Annotated in this window: 15 protein-coding genes; 7 read left to right on the top strand and 8 right to left on the bottom strand. The window is 54.5% G+C overall.

All coding sequences use genetic code 11. The features are described 5' to 3' along the window. Positions 1-142 precede the first annotated feature (142 nt). Positions 143-2191 carry an acyltransferase family protein gene (locus IQ22_RS10985; protein WP_145141665.1) on the bottom strand — a complete coding sequence of 683 codons (2049 nt, stop codon included), beginning with the start codon at positions 2189-2191 and terminating at the stop codon, positions 143-145. Positions 2192-2787: 596 nt separating this feature from the next. On the opposite strand from IQ22_RS10985, the gene IQ22_RS10980 reads away from it, so the two are divergent. After that, positions 2788-4269, top strand: a complete 1482-nt coding sequence (locus tag IQ22_RS10980; RefSeq protein WP_145141663.1) for a SulP family inorganic anion transporter — start codon at positions 2788-2790, stop codon at positions 4267-4269. A gap of 197 nt (positions 4270-4466) precedes the next feature. On the opposite strand, the gene IQ22_RS23840 is transcribed toward IQ22_RS10980, so the two are convergent. Beyond that, positions 4467-4598, bottom strand: a complete 132-nt coding sequence (locus IQ22_RS23840; protein ID WP_280177091.1) for a VOC family protein — start codon at positions 4596-4598, stop codon at positions 4467-4469. 32 nt (positions 4599-4630) lie between these two features. Between IQ22_RS23840 and IQ22_RS10970 the strand changes: the two genes are divergently transcribed. Next, on the top strand, positions 4631-5071 hold the full coding sequence (locus tag IQ22_RS10970; RefSeq protein WP_145141661.1) for a DMT family transporter: 441 nt from the start codon (positions 4631-4633) through the stop codon (positions 5069-5071). 27 nt (positions 5072-5098) lie between these two features. On the opposite strand, the gene IQ22_RS10965 is transcribed toward IQ22_RS10970, so the two are convergent. The 3 genes from IQ22_RS10965 to IQ22_RS10955 form a co-directional block, all read right to left on the bottom strand. Then, complete coding sequence (locus IQ22_RS10965) at positions 5099-6412, bottom strand: MFS transporter (protein WP_145141659.1); 1314 nt, start codon at positions 6410-6412, stop codon at positions 5099-5101. Positions 6413-6583: 171 nt separating this feature from the next. Beyond that, positions 6584-9103: a sulfite reductase flavoprotein subunit alpha gene (locus IQ22_RS10960; protein ID WP_145141657.1), complete on the bottom strand. Its 2520-nt coding sequence runs from the start codon at positions 9101-9103 to the stop codon at positions 6584-6586. 121 nt (positions 9104-9224) lie between these two features. Then, the gene (locus IQ22_RS10955) at positions 9225-11474 is read right to left on the bottom strand and encodes a TonB-dependent receptor (RefSeq protein WP_145141655.1); all 2250 of its coding nucleotides are present in this window, start codon (positions 11472-11474) and stop codon (positions 9225-9227) included. A gap of 184 nt (positions 11475-11658) precedes the next feature. Here IQ22_RS10955 and IQ22_RS10950 point away from each other — a divergent pair, with 184 nt between their 5' ends. Together IQ22_RS10950 and IQ22_RS10945 are read left to right on the top strand one after the other, a co-directional pair. Further along, positions 11659-12339 (top strand): Fe2+-dependent dioxygenase, encoded by a 681-nt coding sequence (locus tag IQ22_RS10950; protein WP_145141653.1) that lies wholly within the window; start codon positions 11659-11661, stop codon positions 12337-12339. A gap of 3 nt (positions 12340-12342) precedes the next feature. Then, a complete protein-coding gene (locus tag IQ22_RS10945) occupies positions 12343-13149 on the top strand; it encodes a tetratricopeptide repeat protein (protein WP_145141651.1) in 807 nt (268 codons plus the stop codon). A gap of 50 nt (positions 13150-13199) precedes the next feature. Here IQ22_RS10945 and IQ22_RS10940 read toward each other — a convergent pair whose 3' ends face one another. Next, positions 13200-14363: a type III PLP-dependent enzyme gene (locus tag IQ22_RS10940; RefSeq protein ID WP_145141649.1), complete on the bottom strand. Its 1164-nt coding sequence runs from the start codon at positions 14361-14363 to the stop codon at positions 13200-13202. Positions 14364-14826: 463 nt separating this feature from the next. On the opposite strand from IQ22_RS10940, the gene IQ22_RS10935 reads away from it, so the two are divergent. The 3 genes from IQ22_RS10935 (at position 14827) to IQ22_RS10925 (ending at position 18179) form a co-directional block, all read left to right on the top strand. Beyond that, positions 14827-15153 (top strand): hypothetical protein, encoded by a 327-nt coding sequence (locus IQ22_RS10935; protein ID WP_145141647.1) that lies wholly within the window; start codon positions 14827-14829, stop codon positions 15151-15153. Between the two features lie 249 nt (positions 15154-15402). Next, positions 15403-16455: a glycoside hydrolase family 5 protein gene (locus IQ22_RS10930; protein WP_145141645.1), complete on the top strand. Its 1053-nt coding sequence runs from the start codon at positions 15403-15405 to the stop codon at positions 16453-16455. A 140-nt stretch (positions 16456-16595) separates the two neighbouring features. Continuing rightward, positions 16596-18179 (top strand): peptide chain release factor 3, encoded by a 1584-nt coding sequence (locus IQ22_RS10925; protein WP_145141643.1) that lies wholly within the window; start codon positions 16596-16598, stop codon positions 18177-18179. Positions 18180-18228: 49 nt separating this feature from the next. Here the strand turns inward: IQ22_RS10925 and IQ22_RS10920 are convergent, their stop codons facing one another. Both IQ22_RS10920 and IQ22_RS10915 read right to left on the bottom strand, forming a co-directional pair. Continuing rightward, on the bottom strand, positions 18229-19782 hold the full coding sequence (locus tag IQ22_RS10920; RefSeq protein ID WP_145141641.1) for an alkaline phosphatase D family protein: 1554 nt from the start codon (positions 19780-19782) through the stop codon (positions 18229-18231). Positions 19783-19872: 90 nt separating this feature from the next. Beyond that, on the bottom strand, positions 19873-21243 hold the full coding sequence (locus IQ22_RS10915) for a chloride channel protein (protein WP_145141639.1): 1371 nt from the start codon (positions 21241-21243) through the stop codon (positions 19873-19875). Positions 21244-21375 lie beyond the last annotated feature (132 nt).

The following is a 21375-nucleotide window of genomic DNA, read 5'->3' as shown; positions in this document are numbered from 1 at the left end:
TCAAATACTTTTAGCAATAGCTTTTATGAATCAATACTGACCAATTTTTCTATCACATAAAGCACACCCCTGTCCTTTTGCTGGTAGTCCGTTATCTCCTGTTTTTATATCGGCCCCTTTCGCTTTGACTTGAGGAAAATCTCTAACTGCTTGCGCTAAGCGCTTTCCTATCAACTGCTGACAAAGGATTGTCTCGGTGCTTTAGCATCAATCTTCCTACCATCTGAGAACCCACACTATTCAAATGGTTACCATCCATATACACAGGCGTATCGTCCAGCGCGGAATAACAGCGCTCGCTATCGCACAAGGTTTCTTTCGGGTCTAATGTGATAAGAGCAGGATGCTTGCGTTTGAGCTCGGCCAGCAACGCATCGAACCGTGCCTGCCGCTCCGAGATGGCGGCTCGTGGCACAGAGCAATCGTGCCGCGCATCGAACAACCGGTTCTTGATCACGCAGGTATTCTGGCCTACGCCGATTTCCGGGATGCCTTCAATGATGACCGGTATGGCTCCAGACGCCTCAACAATCTTCAGAGCATTCTCTAACCCGGTCCGCAACAGGGCCACACTTTGCTCCGTTGTTGTCAGCGGACCCTGCTGCAGACGATTGAACGCACTTAAACCTGGCTCGTTCATGCCCTGAAGGTACATAGGCCAGCGTCCGCCCATGATGACGTACTTGTACCCTCCGGACCGTATGGCTTCAGTGATGACCGGATGGGTCAACTCGATGGAAGGATCCATTCGGTTACCCGGACGCGTAATGTAGACCTTGTCCAAACCGGGCAGATAAACAGTACCGCTGCGGGTCATATCATACCCACGCAAACCTGCATCCTTGAGCAAGACATCAATCATGCCCAGACTGGCAGCAGCATGGGAATCGCCAACTAACAGGACATCAGGCTTGGGACGCTCAACGTCCCCCAATCTGCACTTTTCGGGCGACCACCGTTGAAGCACTGCCGTACCGAACTCATCGACGAAACAGTTGCCCGGCCGGGTCTCGAAACGCTGATTCACTGCATCGATCATACGCCAGGTTGCCGTATCGTAGCGCTGCGGCAGACCTTGAGTCTGCCAGACTGCCAAGACCAACACAGCTCCCAGACACAGCGGTGTACCGTACAGCAGTGTATAGGTACGAAGAGGCGGAAACTTGTATTTGAACCGGAACGGCAGCTCAACGAACTTCCAGCTAAGAATAGCCACGCCAATCGACAGGATGACCAAGGCGATTTGAGTAGCGGCCTGCCAGGGCAGCTCGATGTAATGGGCAAAGGCGATCAGCGGCCAGTGCCAGAGATACAGTGAATAGGAAATGATTCCGATGAAGACCAGTGGGCGTAGCGACAGCAGACGCCGGGCCATTGTCAGGTGGGACTCACCAGCCCAGATCAATAGAGCGGCTCCCAGACACGGCCAAAGCGCATTTAGGCCAGGAAAGCGACTGCCCTCGCTCAAGGTAAAGCCAGCGCCCAGGATCAGGCCCAGCCCGACCAGCGAGACCGCCTCGCTGGCCAACCGGCCCAGCGCAGGAAGACGCGCGCCATAGAGCGCCAGTACACTGCCGATCAACAGCTCGAACATTCGGGCCGGCAACAGATAATACGCCGCATCAGGACTGGATCGAGCCATCCACTCGGATAGGACAATAGCAGCCAGCAGGCCGACACCCGTCAGATAGGTAAAGGTACGCCGGCTCAGGAAACGGTACCCAAGTACCAGACACACCGGCCACAGGATGTAGTACTGCTCTTCGACAGCCAGTGACCAGGTATGCAGAAGCGGTAACTCATCAGCAGTCGGTGAGAAATACCCTCCGCTGGAATGCCAGAAATAGACATTCGATACCGACAGCAGAGCGGCTATCAGGCTACGGCTGTAATGGGCAAGATCGTTGGGTAAAAGAATCACCAGCGCCATAAGGCTGGTAACCAGGGCAACAACGACAAAGGCTGGCAGCAGCCGTCGCACGCGTCGAACATAAAAGGAGGTAAAACTGAACGCTTGGCTTTCTAACTCCAGTACGGTCTTTTTCGTAATCAGGTAGCCTGAAATCACAAAAAAGACATCTACACCGATATAGCCTCCTGCAAAAAGATCCATACCGACGTGGTTCAGGACCACGAACAAGACGGCAAGGGCCCGAAGACCGTCAATATCCCTGCGATATCCGATATCCATGCAACTCACTCCCGGCTACGTCATTTACTTCATTCCGGTGACTGCATTCGAAGCGACGAACACAGGCGTCTGCTCCTAGAGGCGGATCTGTCGCTCATGCAAAGAAGTGGAGGAGCTGCTCCCACACGCCTGTACTACGCGACTAGCCACCTCGCGGCGTCGCCTTTAGATATCGGACCCAGCCGTCAGTTCCTTTCTATCCCCTTGATTAATAACAATAAATATTGATGAAGCGCACAATTTTATAGAATTTAGGCGCTCTTATATTTGTCACTGATGAAAACGCTTGGGCAGTAACCTTTTCGATAAGCAAGGGTTAGATAAAGGTTTACGTTCGACATCAAAGGTTATAATCGGGTAAGGTATCTTTTTATACATTGACTATCAGATCGCATGACTGTGTTGTCCTTCTGCTGGCTGCCTACGCCGCCATAGCCTTTCCTGCCCTCCCGCCTCATGACTTTCATGAAGCATGCGTGCGCCTGCCTTTCGACAGGTAGCGATTTCATCCTACCCGCACACTTTTCAATGCCTCGACACTGTGGCGTGTCGTACGGGTTGGCTTAACGTTCATTGTTTTCCAGGCTATTACCACTATGCTGCAGACACTCAAGACCCACTGGCTTTACAACCTACGCGGGGATTTACTCGCCGGATTGGTTGTAGCCCTTGCCCTGATCCCAGAGGCCATTGCCTTTTCCATCATTGCCGGGGTCGACCCAAAGATCGGTCTGTACGCTTCGTTCTGTATTGCCGTCACCATTGCCTTTGCAGGTGGACGTCCGGGCATGATCTCCGCAGCAACCGGCGCTACGGCACTCCTGATGGTTACACTGGTACGTGATCATGGTTTGCAATATTTGCTAGCCGCTACCGTCCTCACCGGCCTGTTACAAATCATTGTCGGCTATCTCAGGCTAGGCTCGCTGATGCGCTTCGTGTCACGCTCGGTAGTTACCGGGTTCGTCAATGCCTTGGCCATTCTTATTTTCATGGCTCAGTTGCCGGAACTGACCCACGTGACCTGGCATGTCTATGCTCTGACCGCAGCGGGTCTGGGTATTATTTACCTGTTCCCTTACGTACCTGTAGTAGGCAAGGTCATTCCTTCTCCACTGGTCTGTATCCTGCTTCTAACTGCCGTCTCGATGATAATGGGCCTGGACGTACGTACCGTAGGCGACATGGGCGAGCTGCCTGATAGCCTGCCGGTTTTCCTACTCCCTGACGTGCCGCTCACCCTGGATACGCTACTAATCATCTTTCCTTATTCTGCCGCCATTGCCGTGGTAGGCCTGCTGGAATCGATGATGACCGCGACCATTGTTGACGATCTAACCGATACGCCCAGCGACAAGAACCGTGAATGTAAGGGGCAAGGCGTAGCCAACATCGTGTCCGGTCTGCTGGGAGGCATGGCGGGGTGCGCCATGATCGGACAGTCTGTAATCAACGTGAAATCCGGTGGCCGCTCACGTCTGTCCACCTTGGTCGCGGGCGTGTTTCTGCTGATCCTGGTAGTTTTTCTGGGTGACTGGGTTTCGCAAATTCCCATGGCGGCGCTAGTAGCCGTGATGATCATGGTGTCCATTGGTACCTTCAGTTGGGATTCGATTCGTAACCTGAGTAAGTATCCCCTTTCCACAAACATTGTGATGCTGGTTACCGTGGCCGTAGTGGTATTTACCCATAACCTGGCGTTTGGCGTATTGAGCGGTGTTCTGCTGGCCGCGCTGTTCTTTGCTAACAAGGTCGCGTTTTACTTGCAGATAGAGCCGCGCAAGGAAGGCGACACGCGCATATATGCAGTAAAAGGTCAGGTATTCTTTGCCTCGACGACCCGTTTCACGGCGGCCTTCGATTTCAAGGAAGCGGCTTCGCATGTAGTAATCGACCTTACTCATGCCCACTTCTGGGATATCACGGCTGTGTCGGCGCTGGACAGTATCGTTCTCAAGTTCCGCCGGGAGGGTACGTTAGTCGAGGTGATTGGCCTGAACCAGGCCAGCGCCACGCTGGTCGACCGCTTTGGCGTCCATGACAAGCCAGACGCCCCGGATACGCTACCTGGGCACTAAGCCGACGCCTTTAGCATCAGGCATGCAGGTACAGTCGTTACCTGCATCGTTGGCTCATCAGCTATCCAGGAGGCGTGTAAACAGGCCCCCTGGGTCAGCCAGACTGATCTCAAGCTCCCAACAACAGAGCCAGCGCTGCCCAGGATACTGCCATCTGGCACCCGCGTAGCCACCATCATCCTCATTCGGCAGACGTATCAACCTAGTTCATCGAGCGCCGCCGTGTAGAGCGCAGTCAAACGAACCAAATCACGCGCACCAACCTGAATATGGCTAAACATGCTCTGGTTTCTCCTGTTCGCTTCGTGAAAACTATCAGCAATAGGCATACTGCCTTCCCCCTTTTACTCAGGAGAACGTCATGCCTGTCTGGCTTCTTGCCCTTCCCTTCTTCGCCGGTGCCTGCCTGCCCCTTCAGGCTGGCATCAATGGACAGCTGGCACGCCAGCTCTCTAGTACTTTTGCAGCAGCCACGGTTTCCTTCGCGGTCGGCTTGCTTGCTCTTTGCCTTCTAACAGCCTCACAGCGTGAACTTCCTTCTCTAAGCGCCTTAAAGGATCTCTCATGGTGGCATTGGAGCGGCGGCCTGCTGGGCATGTGCTTTATTGCCGTAGCAGCTTATGCCGGGCCTCGCATTGGCGCCACGCTGTTTATGGCCATCGTAATCGCTGGCCAGCTGGTTATGTCTTTAACCTTGGACCACTTCGGTTGGGCCGGCTTTCGTGAAGCGCCGGTCACCTTGGGCAAGGCGGCCGGCGTGTTATTAATTGGCGGTGGCGTCTGGCTGATTAGCCGTAACTGATTGGTTAATAACAGGTGCGACGCGTCCTCAACGGTTCACGACCTTTGGCGGCAGGGCAATTACCAGTAGACAACTAAGCAACAGGCACGCTGCAAACAACCATAAGGCAATGGCACTGCTCTGGGTCAGGTCCATGACAAAGCCCATCAGGGAATTACTGACCAGACCGGCAATATTGGCCAGCGAGCATGCCAGCGCAAACCCCGTCGCAGCAGCAGTCCCTTTAAGAAAGGTCGCGGGCAGGCTGAAAAATACCGGCACCGCACCGATGACGGCGCCGGATGCGATCGAGAACAGGACAACTAACAGGGTTACGTCATCGGCAAAGAACGTACTTAGAAACAGCGCTGCCGCCCCGACCAGAAACGGCACAATGATGTGCCAGCGACGCTCCCTATAACGGTCGGAGCTGGCTCCGATCACCAGCATGCCAATCAACCCTGCCAGACTGGGAATAGCCGTTAATACGCCAATTTCGAAGGTGTCAGTCACACCGGCACCTTTGATAAAGGTGGGCAGCCAGAAGCCAATGGCATAAGCGCAAAGCAGAATGGAAAAATCGATTCCGCCAAGCATCCAGACCTTGATACTCCAAAAGCCGTCCTTGAACGATGTGCGGGTGCTGGGATTGGAGGCTTCATCCTCGGCTAGACGAGCCTCCAGAATACGTTTCTGTTCATCCGTCAGCCACTTTGCCTCATGGATTCCGTTGGGCAGAACAACGAGCGTAGCCAGTCCGAGCAGAACGGTTGGCGCTGCCTCAAGCAGGAATAGCCACTGCCAGCCTTCCAGACCTGAAACGTCATCGAAACGACTCATGATCCACCCGGAGACCGGAGCGCCAATCAGACTGGACAAGGGTAGGCCGATCATAAACAACGCGATGACGCGACTCCTGCGATAAGACGGAAACCAGCGCGTCAGGTAATACAAGACTCCGGGTAGGAATCCAGCCTCTGCGGCACCCAGCAGAAAGCGGACAAGATAGAAATGCCACGTCTCAGTTACAAACATCGTGGCGCCTGACAGAAGCCCCCAGGTAATCATGATCCGCGCGATCCAGAGTCGTGCCCCTACCCGCTCGAGCACAAGATTACTGGGCACTTCGAACAGGATATAGCCCACAAAGAATAAGCCAGCGCCCAACCCATAGGCAGTCTGGGAGAACTGGAGTTGATCAAGCATCTGTAGCTTGGCGAAACCTATATTGATTCGATCGAGATAGGCCGCCAGGTAGCAGAAGCACAGGAACGGTATGAGGCGCCAGATAACCTTGCGATAAAGCGCTGACTCATCGATAGCCGGGGCGGTAGTAGCCTGCTGGGCTGGGGCATGGGGCATGTACGTGTCCTGATCAATAAGCGCTGTTATCCATATGGCCTCGTACCTGCCACCCTTGTGCAGACACGAGACCCCAGAAGGAAAAATTCTGCCGAGTATTCCTTTTTATATTGCTATAACCACTGAGAGACATGCGGCCCTGGCAGTTCCCCTGGCCGCACCGGGATGTTCTTAATAAACATCCCGCTTGTAGCGACCCTCCTCAAGAAGCTGCTCAACCTGCTCCTCTCCCAACACCTTAATCAACATGGCATGCACGCCTTTTGCCATGCCCTGTAAACTGCCGCACACATACAGCGAAGCCCCTTGCGCGATCCATTTACGCAACTCCTCCGAGGACTCGTACAAGCGATCCTGCACATAAATCTTTTCCGCCTGATCTCGGGAAAAGGCCAGATCCAGACGGGCCAGCTGCCCCTGGTCCCACCAGCGCTCGATGTCTTCCCTGAAGTAGTAATCGTGCTGTGCATTACGCTCACCAAAAATTAGCCAGTTATGCGTATACCCTGCTTCGATTCGGGCTTTCAGTAGGCTGCGTAGTCCTGCCATGCCTGTGCCGTTACCAATCAGAATGACAGGTCGATCATCTGCCGGAATATGAAAAGCCGGGTTGGGACGTATCCGCGCCCATACCACATCGTTGAGTGCTGTATGCAATGTCAGCCCGCCCGAGGCGATGCCCCACTCACCACTGGACTTTTTTTCCTGCCGAACCAGCAGAGTTGCCAGCCCCTCGGCAGGTACCGAAGCAATCGAATATTGCCGTACGGACAAGGGTATAAGAGCCTCGACCAAGGCCTGTGCATGCATGCCAATCAGATGTTGCGGGTTATCAGGCAATAATCGGGCAGCCAGTGCCTGCCCCAGCGTTAAGTCCAGCCCGTCCACGCATACGAGGGTCTGCGGATCGAGCCCTAACGGCGCCAGCCAACAGGCTACGTGCTCCTCAGGATGTCGGGGTAGGATCTCTATCAGATCGCCTGCTGCCCACTGCGCGCCGGAAACAGACTGCAATGCCAACCGGTAGGTACGCCAGCCCTCTCCCTGAGAGTTCAGGCATGTCCGACTCACTAACCGCCATTCCTCTAAAGGCACCGAGGCCGGTGTAGCTAACGGTGCCCCTAGATCAATCAACCCCTGATTCCAGCGGGCTAGCGCTATAGCGTCGTCTCTGTCGACCTCAACGGTTTCGAACAAAGTTTGCGCTCCGCGACTGCCTAACCACGCTTGTAATCGCCTGCCAAATCCACAGAACGCGGGATACTGTCGATCACCTAATGCCAACACGGCGTATTTCAAACGATCCAGCGTTAGGTCTTGGCCCAATAGCCTGCGCTCAAAACGGCGGGCGCTGTCAGGCGCCTCACCATCGCCAAACGTACTGACCACAAATAATGCGCGGTTTGCTTGAGCTAAACGCTCGGCCGTCAACTGTGCCAACGAGAGGACGCTGACAGCCTGTCCTGCCGTTTGTAAGCGATAAGCAGTTTGCCAGGCTAATTGCTCAGCCGTACCGCTCTGGCTCGCGAAGCCAATCAGCCAGTCGCTATTGTGGTCAACGCTTGCCACTACCCCACGTGCGGCACGTATCTCCCGCTTCTTACGACGGCGGTCCAGGTAGAGCAGCCATCCTGTAATAAAGAACAACGGTACAAGCAGACTGGCCAGAAACATAAGAATGCGTCCGGTTAGGCCAAAGTATTCACCCGAATGCAAGACATAAACGCTGGCGAGCAGCTGACTCTTTAGGCTCTTCTCGGTATAGCGCTCGTGACGACGAACCTCGCCCGTCAGCGGATCAATCTCCAGCTGGTTAAAGGCACGCGGATGCGCAGCTCCTTCCAGGCGATAGAGCACGGTAACCGGCTGCCCCTCCGCCGGAGGAAAACGCAGGTTATAGGCCTCTAGACCAGGGCCTGTGGATACCTGCACGCTTGCCCAGAGCTTGTCATAATCGATATCAGTTGATGTTCCTCCTGGTTTCTGGCGACCGGGGCCGTGCTCGCCACGCGACTGCGCGGGGCCATCGCTTAACACATGAATCAGGCCGTTACGGTACCACTCATAGGACCAGAACAATCCAGTCAAAGCGGCCAGGAGATAGAGCGCCAGACACCATGTGCCAGCGACAGAATGCAGGTCCCAGTTAAAACTACGCCCTCTCTTGGCCCAGTCCAGCGTTAACCAGACACGCCAATTCAAGGCTTTTCGAGGCCAGCGCAAATAAAGCCCGGACAAGCAGAAAAAGACCAGCGCCAAGGTGCTAGCCCCTGTGATGGCCTTTCCCGTCTCACCCATTGCGAGGAAACGGTGCAGTTGCAGCATCAACCCAAAAAAAGCGGCCCCTCGCGGCGGTCCTAGTACATCGGCAGTAAACGGGTCCACCAAGCGCATGGGACCCCGCCGCTCGCCTGGAGGCGGCATAAAAAACACGCGCCCTGCTTTTCCGTCCTGTAACTCCATGGCCAGGCCAGTCACACGCTTCTGCTCGGATGCCTCTACGCGACGCACAAGCTCTCCGGGTGACAGAATTCCGGTTCCCTGCGTATCGACCCGAACGCTTTGCGGATTGAGCAGTTGCAAGATCTCGCTCTCAAAGCTGTAGGCGGCGCCTGTAACCCCTACAACAGCCAGAACCAGACCCGCTGTAATGCCCAGAAGCCAGTGCAACTGAAACAGGATCTTTTTCATATCCGTACTATTCGCCTTATCGAGCCGCCGGTTCAACTGAGTGGATCTACCAGAAAAACATTTTCTCTTTGCACAAAAAACCCGACTCACCGGAGCCGGGTTTCAAGACATTGAGTCTTTCTTAGAAGTGGAAGTTAGTGCTTAACAGAACGGTACGCCCCGGAGCAACATGCGCCATGTGAGTACTGAAGACTTGATCGTAGTAACGCTTGTCAGTCAGGTTTTGCACGTTGAGCTGCAGGTCGAAGTGCTTGTTGATGCGGTAGGCGGCCATGGCGTCATAGCGCACATAAGACGGGATATACACCGAGTTGGCTGTATTGCCGAACTGCTGATCAACATAGGTTGCGCCGCCACCAAAGGTGAAGTCTTGCGTCAGGTCATAGGTCGTCCACAGCGTGGCATTGTTTTCCGGCGTTTGCGGCATCTGGTTGCCTACATCGGAGGCCGTCGTTGAACTACGGATCTCGCTGTCTAGATAGGTGTAACCACCAAAGACCTTCCAGTGAGGCGTCAGTTTACCGCTGAAGCCCAGCTCTACCCCTTGTACGCGTTGCTCGCCATCCAATACCTGAGAAACGCTGGCATCGGCGCTGGCTACGCGAGCATTGGTTTTGTCAGTACGGAAGATCGCGGCGTTTAGCGACAGCGCCTCGTTAAAGAAGTCCCACTTCGTCCCGATCTCATAGTTACGGTTACGCTCGGGGTCGAGCCCGTTGTTGGCTGCGGATATGTCCGATAGCCCCTCGCCAGCAGTTTCACCTGATGGATTGCTGGAGGTCGACCACGCAACATAAATGCTGCCGTTGGGCCGCGGTTTATAAACTACACCGGCTTGGTAGTTCCAAAAGTGCGAATTGTTTTCATTGGAGAAGTTACTGCTGGCCGCGCCACGTATACCATTATTGCCAAAGCCACTGCTCTTCACCTGATAGTCGTCATAACGCAGTCCCAGATTCACGGACCATTGCTCGTTGAGCTTCAGGGTATCAAACACATAGGCTGCGCTCGTTTTGATATCCGTATCGGTATACGACGTGCCTTCAGCAATGGTTCCGTCCCAACCGTCGTGATAGGACGGGTTAGACAGGCTGGTGCAGTCACCACTAGTAAACAGTGCCGCATTGGCCAGGCAGTTACTGCCTGTGGCGCTGGACGTGAACGTATAAGGACGGCTGTGAACGTCTTCGTAGCTGAACTCCAAGCCCGTCACCAGCGTATGCTCAACAGAGCCTGTATTGAAAAGCGCTTTCAGATCAGTCTGGTTGACCCAGCCTTCAGAAACCGAATTACGGCTCTTGGGCGAACGATAGACGTAACCATTTACAACGTTACCCTTACTGTCGTCCGGGTTGGTAGCAACATAATCCAATGTTGTACGTACCATCCGGAAACTGTTGGACAAGGTCAGGCTGTCATTCAAGTCATGCTCGATCCGGAACGTGCCACTGTCCGTTGTGCTCTCACGGTAGTCACGGCTCGACCCGTACCAGTTATCCTTGTCAACATGGGCCGGTCGGCTCGGATTGGCCTCACTGCGGTTCACGTTGGTTAGCGGAATGCCATAATCAGGCGTGTCATCCGTTTCCAGGTGGTAATAGGAGAAGGTCGCACGTGTAGGTGTGCCCAGCCCAAAACTGATCGAAGGTGCTACCCCCCAACGGCTGACATCAACACCATCACGACCTGCAACATTGGCGTCGTGCTTCATCAGATTCAGGCGGAAGGCAGCCGAATCGGTCAGTACATGGTTAACATCTAATGTAGTGCGGCGTGTCTGATCGGAACCATAAGTAAAGCCGCCGTCGACGAAATCATGCAGCTTAGGCGTCTTGGAGATCAGGTTAAGGCTGCCGCCAGTCGAGCCAGCACCTGTATAGGCCGAGCCCGGGCCTTTACTGACTTCGATGCTTTCCAGATTAAAGACTTCACGCGTTTGCGAGGCAACGTCGCGCAAACCATCAACGAATGTGTCGCTTTCTGCACTGAAACCGCGAATGAAAGGCCGATCACCCTGGGGGTTACCGCCTTCACCGGCCCCAAAGGTAATGCCAGGGACGGTACGCAGAGCATCAGTCAAGCTTAGTGCACCCGTGTCCTTGATGACTTGGGTCGGAATAACCGTAACAGACTTGGGCGTGTCACGCAGGGGAGCAGTATATTTGGAGGAAGCCGACTCCTTGGTCTGATAGCTGCCAGCATCCGTCTGTTCCCCAACGACGGTAGTACTGCTCAGATCGACCACAGAAGCGTCCTGCGAGGCGCTGCCAGCCTGCTGGGCAAAAGATGTATTCGAAAAAGCGGTAATGGCTACGCCAACGGCCGAAGCCAGAAGCTTGGGCGTAGCGCTTAATTCTAATTGTCGCGTCATTGCTATGATCCCCACAAACGAGGCGGGAAACATACAGGCAAACAGGAATTACTATCAATATCATTAGTGGAAAATTGTACCTATTTTGTTACCTTATGGATGAATAGATACAACCCGTGATATTAAACTTATACAACGTTGAGAACTAATATCATTTAACCACCACATAGCTTTTGAGCCTCCTATGCTGTTAGCGATTCCCCAAGTCTTTACGCTTGAAGAAACAACGCGTATCCGTGAGGCCCTTGAGCAGACGGAATGGGAGGACGGCAAGGCCACGGCTGGCTATCAATCCGCCAGGGCAAAGCACAATTTACAACTTCCCGAGGATCATCCGCTTACCCGCGAAATCGGCGAAGCAATCGTGCATCGCCTGTGGCAGCATCCCCTGTTCATGTCCGCTGCCTTGCCAAACAAGATCTTTCCTCCTCTTATAAATTGCTATACCGCTGGGGGAGCATTCGATTTTCATATCGACAATGCCGTACGCAATGTACGGAACGGCGTTGAACGTGTCCGTACTGACCTATCAACAACCGTGTTTCTCAGCGATCCTGACACCTACGATGGGGGCGAACTCGTTATCCAGGACACGTTTGGAACACAGCGTGTGAAACTGGCAGCCGGCGATGCCGTAATCTACCCCGGAACCAGCCTTCACAAGGTCGAGCCAGTTACGCGAGGGGCACGCTATGCCGCGTTCTTCTGGACTCAAAGCCTGGTACGCGAGGACAGCCAGCGAGCCCTTCTATTCGAAATGGATACAGCCATCCAGAACCTGACACGCGATGTTCCAGACCATCCTTCTCTCGTTCAGCTGACCGGGGCTTACCATAACCTCTTGCGCCGCTGGGTGGATGTCTGACCAATGAGCTATCTTTTGAAGCGCCAGGAAACGTTGACCAGCGATGACCTCCAGGCCGCCTTGGAGTCGGGCAACCCGCGTGAAGCCGCTCGAGTAATCCTCTCTGCAGCCAAGGAAGGACTAGCAGATGGCCAGGCGTTACTTGGTCAAATTTTGCTCGACGGGCATGGCATCCAGAAGGATCCAGCCCTGGCACTTACCTGGTTCAGAATTGCTGCTGACAATGGCCATGTTATGGCACGCAACATGATGGGGCGCTGTTTGGAGCACGGCTGGGGTTGCGAGCCAGACGCAACCGCTGCAGCCCAAGCCTACCGGATGGCTGCCGAACAAGGGCTGGACTGGGGAGTCTATAACTATGCCAACCTACTTGCTACCGGACGCGGCATTCCTCAAGACCCATACAAAGCCTTTCTCTTTTACCGGAGGGCTGCAGAACAAGGTCATGCTAAATCCATGAACCTGGTTGGCCGTTATTATGAAGAAGGCGTGGTTGTAACGGCCGATGTGTCTGCTGCCTTCGACTGGTACAAACGCTCGGCCCTAGGCGGTGATTTTCGAGGTCAATACAGCTACGCCGCCGTACTGGCCAGCCAGGGACAGCTAGACGAGGCCCAGTATTGGCTGTGTGAAGCCTTAAAAGGCGGAAACCTCAAATTTCTCCGCGCGGCCCGCCAGGCCTTAGTAGAGTCAACCCATGAAACGCTGCGGCAGATCGGGCGCGACTATTATCAACGTAGCGTAGAACTGGGCGATGAAACAGACCGTGCAGCCTACGAACAAATCCGCTTACTACACACATTTGTCTAGCTGCATTAGTCATTTGCTAAAAACCCCGCCGAGGCGGGGGTTTTAATACATCAGATATAGAATGCCTTGAGCGGCGGGAAACCGTTGAACTCCACCGCGCTATAGCTGGTGGTATAGGCGCCCGTCGATAACCAGTACAGCCGGTCGCCACTTGCCAAGTTCAACGGCAGGCCATAGCGATAGTGCTCGTACATGATATCGGCGCTGTCGCAGGTAGGACCGGCGATGACCACTTCTTCCATCTCGCCCTTCTTCTCAGTCCAGATCGGAAACTTGATGGACTCGTCCATGGTTTCGATCAGACCGGAAAACTTGCCAACGTCGGTATAGACCCAACGCTCGACAGCTGTGCGTGATTTACGCGATACCAGCACGACTTCGCTCACCAGAATGCCCGCATTGGCAATCAATGACCGGCCAGGCTCTAGGATGATTTCCGGCAGATCATCGCCAAAGTCTTCCTTCAGGAAGCGAATAATCTCGTCGGCATACGTTTCCAGGCTGTTGGTGCGCTGGATGTAGTTAGCCGGGAAACCACCCCCCATGTTGATCATTTGCAGCGTAATGCCGTCTTCTTCCTTCAAACGCTCAAAGATCACTTTGACCTTGGCAACAGCGGCGTCCCACACGTCAATATCCCGCTGTTGAGAGCCTACATGGAACGATACGCCGTATGGAACCAAGCCAAGCTGGTTGGCCAGAATCAGCAGATCCAGCGCCATGTCTGGCTGGCAACCGAATTTGCGCGACAACGGCCAATCAGCAGACGTTGACCCTTCGGTCAGAATGCGTACATAGATTCGCGATCCTGGCGCGGCCTTGGCAATATTACGCAGGTCAGCTTCCGAATCGGTGGCGAACATACGCACACCTTTCTCGTAGAAATAACGGATGTCCTTGGCTTTCTTGATGGTATTGCCGTAACTGATACGGTCTGGACTCACGCCCGTGCTGAGTACCTTGTCCAACTCATAGATCGACGCAATATCGAAGTTAGAGCCTTTATCACGCAGCAACTCGGTAATTTCGATCGCCGGGTTGGCTTTGACAGCGTAATAGATCTTGGCGAACGGGAAATTGTTGACCAGTTCGTCATAGGCTTTGGCAATAGTCGCCTTGTCGATAACAACGAAGGGGGTTTCCTGCTGGTCGGCGAATGCCTTCATCTTTTGGAAGGTTTCGCGAGAATAATAATCTTCGACCTGTATGGACATGCGTCGGACTCCCGATTGGCAGAACAAATGGATTCGTAGGGTGTTGCTGAACGCCTAATCCGTTTCCCCACTTTGGTTCGCCTACTTCCCAAGGCATGTCGCCGAAAGCAAAAAGGTCAACGCGCGGCGGTGCGGTTGACCTTGCTGTCTCGTCGTCAGTACTTGAGCCGGATGGATCGTTTCCAGCATGGACGTTCGGGCGCGCACTTTAGGACTACGCGCTCGCAAGATCAATCAAAATCCCATACGACCGTCTGATTCTTCGAAACCGGAGCGAACCGTTCCTGCATAAACCGACCGGCGCATGAGACCGATGTTCAATATCTCAGACGAGACGCTGGCACGACCCAAAGGGCTGGCGCGGCCCGGCCTGGCTGATATGCGCCCTGTCACGTTACAGAAGCATTAAGGCAGCTTCTTAAGGAAAACATCCAAATTTGTAACCCACCACGCAGGACGAGGCGTGAAAAAAACGTTTCAAGGCGTAAAATCTATCGCGACATTGATTGTCAATCTTAGCCGCCATGCAGTGCCTAACTTAAAGGAAGGCTATGGCCAAATAAATAAGAATGGCTTGTACTTCATAGGGATATTTAGCGTGAATGGCATCAAATTAGACGGCAGTTTGGAATCCTCATCCTTCATCGATACGTTTCAGAACGCCCTCAAGGAGACGTGGGCGGTGTTCTATTCCCATGGCGGTATCATTGCCGAATTCGACAGTGAGCCTGAAGCCCGGGAAGAAGCGGAACGCTGGACTGGGGTGTGCTTCCGCTTGAATGCCGGCTAAGCAAGGAAACCAGGCCTATAGTTTGATACGGCTATAGGCCTGCCGAGCCATGTACTCCATGCCTGCCTGTCTCCATTACAAAGGCAATCCGGCTCTGCTGCGCAGCAACTTGCCGGCACGTCCAGCCTGAATGCTTTTATCTTTCTACTGCTTTATCCAAGACATGCATGGATATGCTGTTGGCCTCCGCAGGGTACCAGCCATGGTCTGGTGTATCTCGCCCAAGATTTTCTCATAGGCATATAACCAATGACTCAAGCCAGGCTTTTTCCACGTCGACTCAAGCAATACGCCTTTCTGGCGTTAACTTCCCTCTTTCTTGCTCCACATGCCCAAGCCGAAACATTTCCGTCCCATCTGATCGGCTTAAACTTTTCGGGAGCCGGCTTTGCCGCTCAGGTATTACCAGGTGTACACGGTACCAATTATTTCTTCCCTGACGACTCCTATTTCAGACGCTGGGGATATCGGGGCGTGCGCGTGGTTCGTCTTCCCATTACCTGGGAGCGTTTGCAACCCCAGCTTAATGGCGAGCTAGACCAGCAGTATGCCGAGCTGATTACCAAGGCTTTGGACTCAGCCAAACGCTACAAGATGCGTGTCGTGCTCGACATTCATAATTATGGACGTTACCGGGACCAGATCGTAGGATCTGATGCAGTTCCCTACTCGGCCTACCAGAACGCCTTGCAACGTGTCGCCAAGGCCTGGAATCAACATCCAGCCCTGCTTGCCTACGACATCATGAACGAGCCCCATGACGTCGGTGATCACTGGGCTTCAGCGGCGCAACATGGCATCGACGGAATACGCTCGGTGGACAAGAGCAGGCCTATTCTTATTGAAGGCAACTCGTGGTCGAGCAGTGCCCGTTGGCCGCAGGTTAACAAGGAACTCCTCGATCTCAAGGACCCGGCGGACAACCTGATCTTTTCAGCACACCTTTATTTCGACGAGGACGGCGGTGGTCGCTACGAGTCCAAGGATACAAGCAAGCTGGACCCGATGATTGGCGTCAAACGCGCAGAGCCCTTTATCGAATGGCTGAAAGCCAATAACAAGAAAGGGCACATCGGTGAGTTCGGCGTGCCGGATGACGACCCACGCTGGCTGGAAGCAATGGACAATCTGCTGAAATACCTCAAGCAGCATTGTGTTCCAGCCACTTACTGGGCAGCCGGCCCGGGCTGGGGTAACTATCCCCTTGCAATCGAGCCTATTAATAACAAGGAGCGTCCACAATGGCGCATCCTGAAAAAATATGTAAAGGACGAAAGCTGTTCGGCAATCGGCCCTAAATAAGCGATGCAGGGTAGCCCGGTAAAGGCTGCCCTTACCTCCTTGCGTTTCGCGCCTATCGGTCATTGATCATTGCCAGGCGAATCAATGGCTTCAGCTTGCTATAATCGCGGGTTTACGAAAACCATCGGACATTCGTCTCCATGACCAAACAGGCTGTCGAAGTCGCCAAACGGCGCACGTTCGCCATCATTTCCCACCCGGACGCCGGTAAGACCACTATCACCGAAAAGCTTCTGCTGATGGGACAGGCCATCGCCGTAGCCGGTACGGTCAAGTCGCGTAAATCCGACCGCCATGCCACCTCCGACTGGATGGAGATGGAAAAGCAGCGTGGTATCTCTATCACCACGTCGGTTATGCAGTTCCCCTACCGGGAGCACATGATCAACCTGCTCGACACCCCCGGCCACGAAGACTTTTCTGAGGACACCTACCGAACCCTGACGGCAGTGGACTCGGCCTTGATGGTGCTCGACGGCGGTAAGGGCGTCGAGCCGCGTACCATCGCCCTGATGGATGTCTGCCGCCTGCGTGATACTCCAATCGTTAGTTTCGTCAACAAGCTGGACCGCGACATTCGCGATCCGATCGAGCTTCTAGACGAGATCGAGGCGGTCTTGAAAATCAAAGCGGCTCCAATCACCTGGCCGATCGGCTCCTATCGAGACTTCAAAGGTGTCTATCACCTGGCGGAAGACAGAATCATTGTCTATACCCCTGGCCATGGCCACGAGCGCACCGAAACCAAGGTTATCGACAAGCTGGACTCGGACGAGGCCCGTGCCCATCTCGCGGACTTGTACGATGATTTCGTCGAGCAGCTGGAGCTAGTCCAAGGGGCCTGCCATGAGTTCAACAACGATGAGTTCCTCAAAGGCCAGATGACACCGGTTTTCTTTGGTACGGCCTTAGGTAACTTTGGTGTGGATCAGGTGCTTGATGCGGTAGTCGACTGGGCACCGCCGCCGCTGTCTCGCGCTTCCAACGAGCGCGATGTGCAGCCCGTGGAAGAGAAATTTACCGGCTTCGTGTTCAAGATCCAGGCGAACATGGATCCGAAACACCGCGACCGGATCGCCTTTATGCGGATTTGTTCGGGCAAGTACGAAAAAGGCATGAAACTGCGCCATGTGCGCCTGGGTAAAGATATCAAGATTGCTGATGCCCTCACCTTCTTCTCGTCCGAGCGCGAGCAATTAGAGGAGGCGTTTGCCGGTGACATCATCGGTTTGCACAATCACGGCACTATTCAGATTGGCGACACGTTTACCGAAGGTGAAAGCCTCGGCTTTACCGGCATCCCCCATTTCGCTCCAGAACTGTTCCGCCGCGTACGCCTGAAGGACCCACTCAAGTCCAAGCAGCTACGCCAAGGTTTGCAGGAACTGGCGGAGGAAGGTGCCACCCAGGTGTTCTTCCCCGAGCGCAACAACGACATCATCCTTGGTGCCGTCGGCGTGCTGCAGTTCGACGTCGTGGCGAGCCGTTTGAAGGAAGAATACAAGGTCGAGTGTGTCTACGAGCCGATCAACGTCTGGTCTGCCCGTTGGATCGAGTGTGCTGACAAGAAAAAGCTCGAGGACTTCAAGAATAAAGCTTTCGAAAATTTGGCCATCGACGGTGGTGGTCATTTGACCTACCTCGCCCCGACCCGTGTCAACCTGAGCCTAATGGAAGAACGCTGGCCCGACGTTAAATTCCGCGCAACGCGGGAGCATCACTAAGGAAGCAAACGAGGCCGATTTGTTATCGGCCTCGTTGCCTTACCCTACGTTACGCTGGTTGCAACGCTTTCTCATATACCGCTTTTCCATCCAGATCCCTTAGAGTCACGGTCAGCTCTCCGCTGTGCCCTTCGATGTTCACTTCACCAAAGAACTGAAAGCCGGATAGCGGCGAGCTATTGGCAACTGGAGGGGCTTTTACGAATACCGCTTCAGGGCCAAACGTCTTGTCCAGAGTATTCGGCCCAAAGGCGCCAGCGTTCAGTGGGCCGGCGACGAATTCCCAAAAGGGCTCGAAGTCTTGAAAGGCCGCCCGGTTCGGGTCGTAGTGGTGCGCCGCGCAATAATGCACATCGGCTGTCAGCCAAACGGTATTCTGGATTTTTGTCTGGCGGATATAGTGCAGCAGGTGGGCAATTTCCAGCTCACGCCCCAACGCCGTACCATCGTTGCCGTTGGCAATCGCCTCCCAACGTGCCTGCCCCGTTGCGTCGGTACCATCCTGTACATTGAGACCGATCGGCATATCTGCCGCGATCACTTTCCATGTTGCCCTGGACTGCTTTAGCTCACGCTTGAGCCAGTCAAGCTGAGTACGCCCCAGAAAAGCCGTTTCCGGTCCCATTTCGGACTGCACGTTAGTGCTGTTGCCGCCTCGGTAGCTGCGCATGTCCAGCACAAAGATATCCAGGCGCGGACCATAACTGATCTTACGGTAGATACGTCCTTCGTCATCGCCCCGCTGCAACCGCATCGGTGCATATTCGAGGTAGGCCTTGCGTGATCGCTGGGCCAGGACATTGATATCCTTTTCGGTATAGCGCTCGTCCAGCACTTTGGTAGAAGACCAGTTATTGGTTGTCTCATGATCATCCCACTGCCAGATCTGCGGTACTTCAGCATTGAAGCGACGCAGGTTTTCATCCATAAGGTTGTAGCGATAGTTACCACGGTATTCGTCTAGCGCTTCAGCTACCTTGCTTTTGGCCTCGGTAGTGATATTGCGCCATACCTTGCCCTCAACCGTAGTCAGTTGTGCCTCGAGCGGACCGTCGGAATAAATGGTGTCTCCACTGTGCAGAAAAAAGTCCGGATGCCGTTGGCGCATCGCTTCATAGATACGCATGCCGCCGATATCAGGATTGATGCCAAACCCCTGGCCGACCGTATCACCGCTCCAGACGAAACGAATATCCGTACGTTTGGCCGGAGCGCTACGCAGATGGCCAAATACCGGCTCGCTCCAGGTGCCGTCCTGCAAACTTTCGAAGCGCACCCGGTAGAAAATCGACTGGTCTGCAGGCAGGCCACGCAAGTCTACCCGCGCCGTGAAATCAGATTGGGCGGTTGCAACAGGCGACACCAGACGCCGCGCATGCCGGAAGCTTTCCCGCGTATCCCACTCTACGATCATGCGGGCGTCGCGGTCGCAGCGGCTCCAAACGATAGCCTGATCACCCTGGATATCACCGGATTGAACGCCTTCAAGCAATTTGGGCCGTTGTTTTGGGCTGGCGATGACGGCTGGCGCCACACTGGGCAGCAATAAACCCACGCCTATTCCCTGAATCAGCCGGCGCCTTCCGCTGTCGATCGTGCTCATGGTTCGCTCCTGTGTGAGTGGAGCGAACCGGTTTAGCCCATCAGCCTGACAGGGCTATGACAGTGCCGCGCCTGCCTACCAGCATGTGAGCTATTTCTCTTTTTTAGCAGACTCTTCAGCTACTTCAGCTGCGCCCAAAAGTTGCTCGGCCAAGGCGTGATACAGCGATGTGGGCGAGATCCAACCGGATACGCCTGTGGACACCAGACAGGCTGCCAGGACGGGAATAGCCATGTCCGGGCTATGAGCCAGTTCCAGAGTAATGACCGTTGAGGTCAAGGGCGTACGGGTTACACCAGCCAGATATGCGGCCATGCCCAGCAACGCACCGGTCTTAAGCGTTACGCCGGGCAGCCAATCCGCTATCCAGGGCGCAAAACTGGCTCCTACCGTCAGCGAAGGTGAAAAAAGTCCTCCGGGAATGCCAGCTAGATAGGAAACAACATTTGCCAGGAATTTCCATACCAGGAAACCATGCCCTGTCAGCGGCTCGCCCTCCAGGATTGCTCGCGTCTCGTCATACCCCGTACCAAACACGTGCTGACCTGACAGGAGCCCCAGCACGGCCATTAACAGACCGCAGATGAAGGCAAAGCGCACCGGGAAGCGGGCACGAACAGCGCCTAATCGGCCCAGCCATCCGCGCTTCGTTGGAATAACCAAACGGGCATAACTGCCACCCAGCAGCCCTCCCAACAGTCCGCACGCTATCACAGCGCTCCATGCGCTTCCCCAAGGCAAGCTCGCGCTGACCACACCAAAATAGCTGTATGGCCCTACTAAGCCGAGCGTTACCATTCCGCCAATGACCACAGCCGTCAGGACCAATCCGCTAAACCGCTGCTCGAAGGTATGACTGAGTTCTTCGATGGCAAAAACCACCCCAGCCAGCGGCGTGTTAAATGCCGCCGCGATACCGGCTGCGCCACCGGCTAGAATCAGGCCTGATACTGTCTTGCGGCCATATAGCCCCAGCCGCCGCCCAAAGGCATACATTAAGGCCGCGCCAACATGTACGGTAGGGCCTTCTCGACCAACTGACCCACCAGCCAGCAGCGCAATGACCGTCAGCCCCATTTTGGCCGCCGCGATAGGCAGCGCCAGTAGTTGGCTACGAAACCTACTTGTAGGCCGCTCCAGGGCTGCAATCACCTGTGGAATACCACTACCTCGCGCAGGGCGTAGCAAGCCTTCGGTCAGCCACACCAGCAGAGCGAACCCGAGCGGTGTAATCAACCACGGCCACCACGCACTTTGGTCCAGCAAGGCCTGAAACAGGCCGAATGCCTTGTCTGCCAACCAGGCAAACGCTAGTGCCGCCAACCCCACGAGCAACGCGCCCATCCAGAAGGCCAGCCGCTGACGCACACTGCGCAATCGTTGTCTTCGAGCACGCCGGACCTGATGCTGTGCTTTACGACACGCGTAATCACTAGGAGAAAAATTAGAAGAATCGGACATGATAAAAATTAGAGCAGCCTGTAAAAAGAATCCCTCACTTTAAAGCAAGGGTCTGCTCTCAATAGACGGTTTTGTCTGCAATACGGTTTTGTCTGAGATAAAAAAATAGGCTTGTCTTCAAGACAAGCCTAT

This window comes from Pseudomonas duriflava, assembly GCF_007830155.1.
In the GTDB taxonomy this organism is placed as follows: domain Bacteria; phylum Pseudomonadota; class Gammaproteobacteria; order Pseudomonadales; family Pseudomonadaceae; genus Chryseomonas; species Chryseomonas duriflava.
Note: the sequence above shows the minus strand (reverse complement) of the source record. Positions and strands in the feature narration are given on the sequence as shown.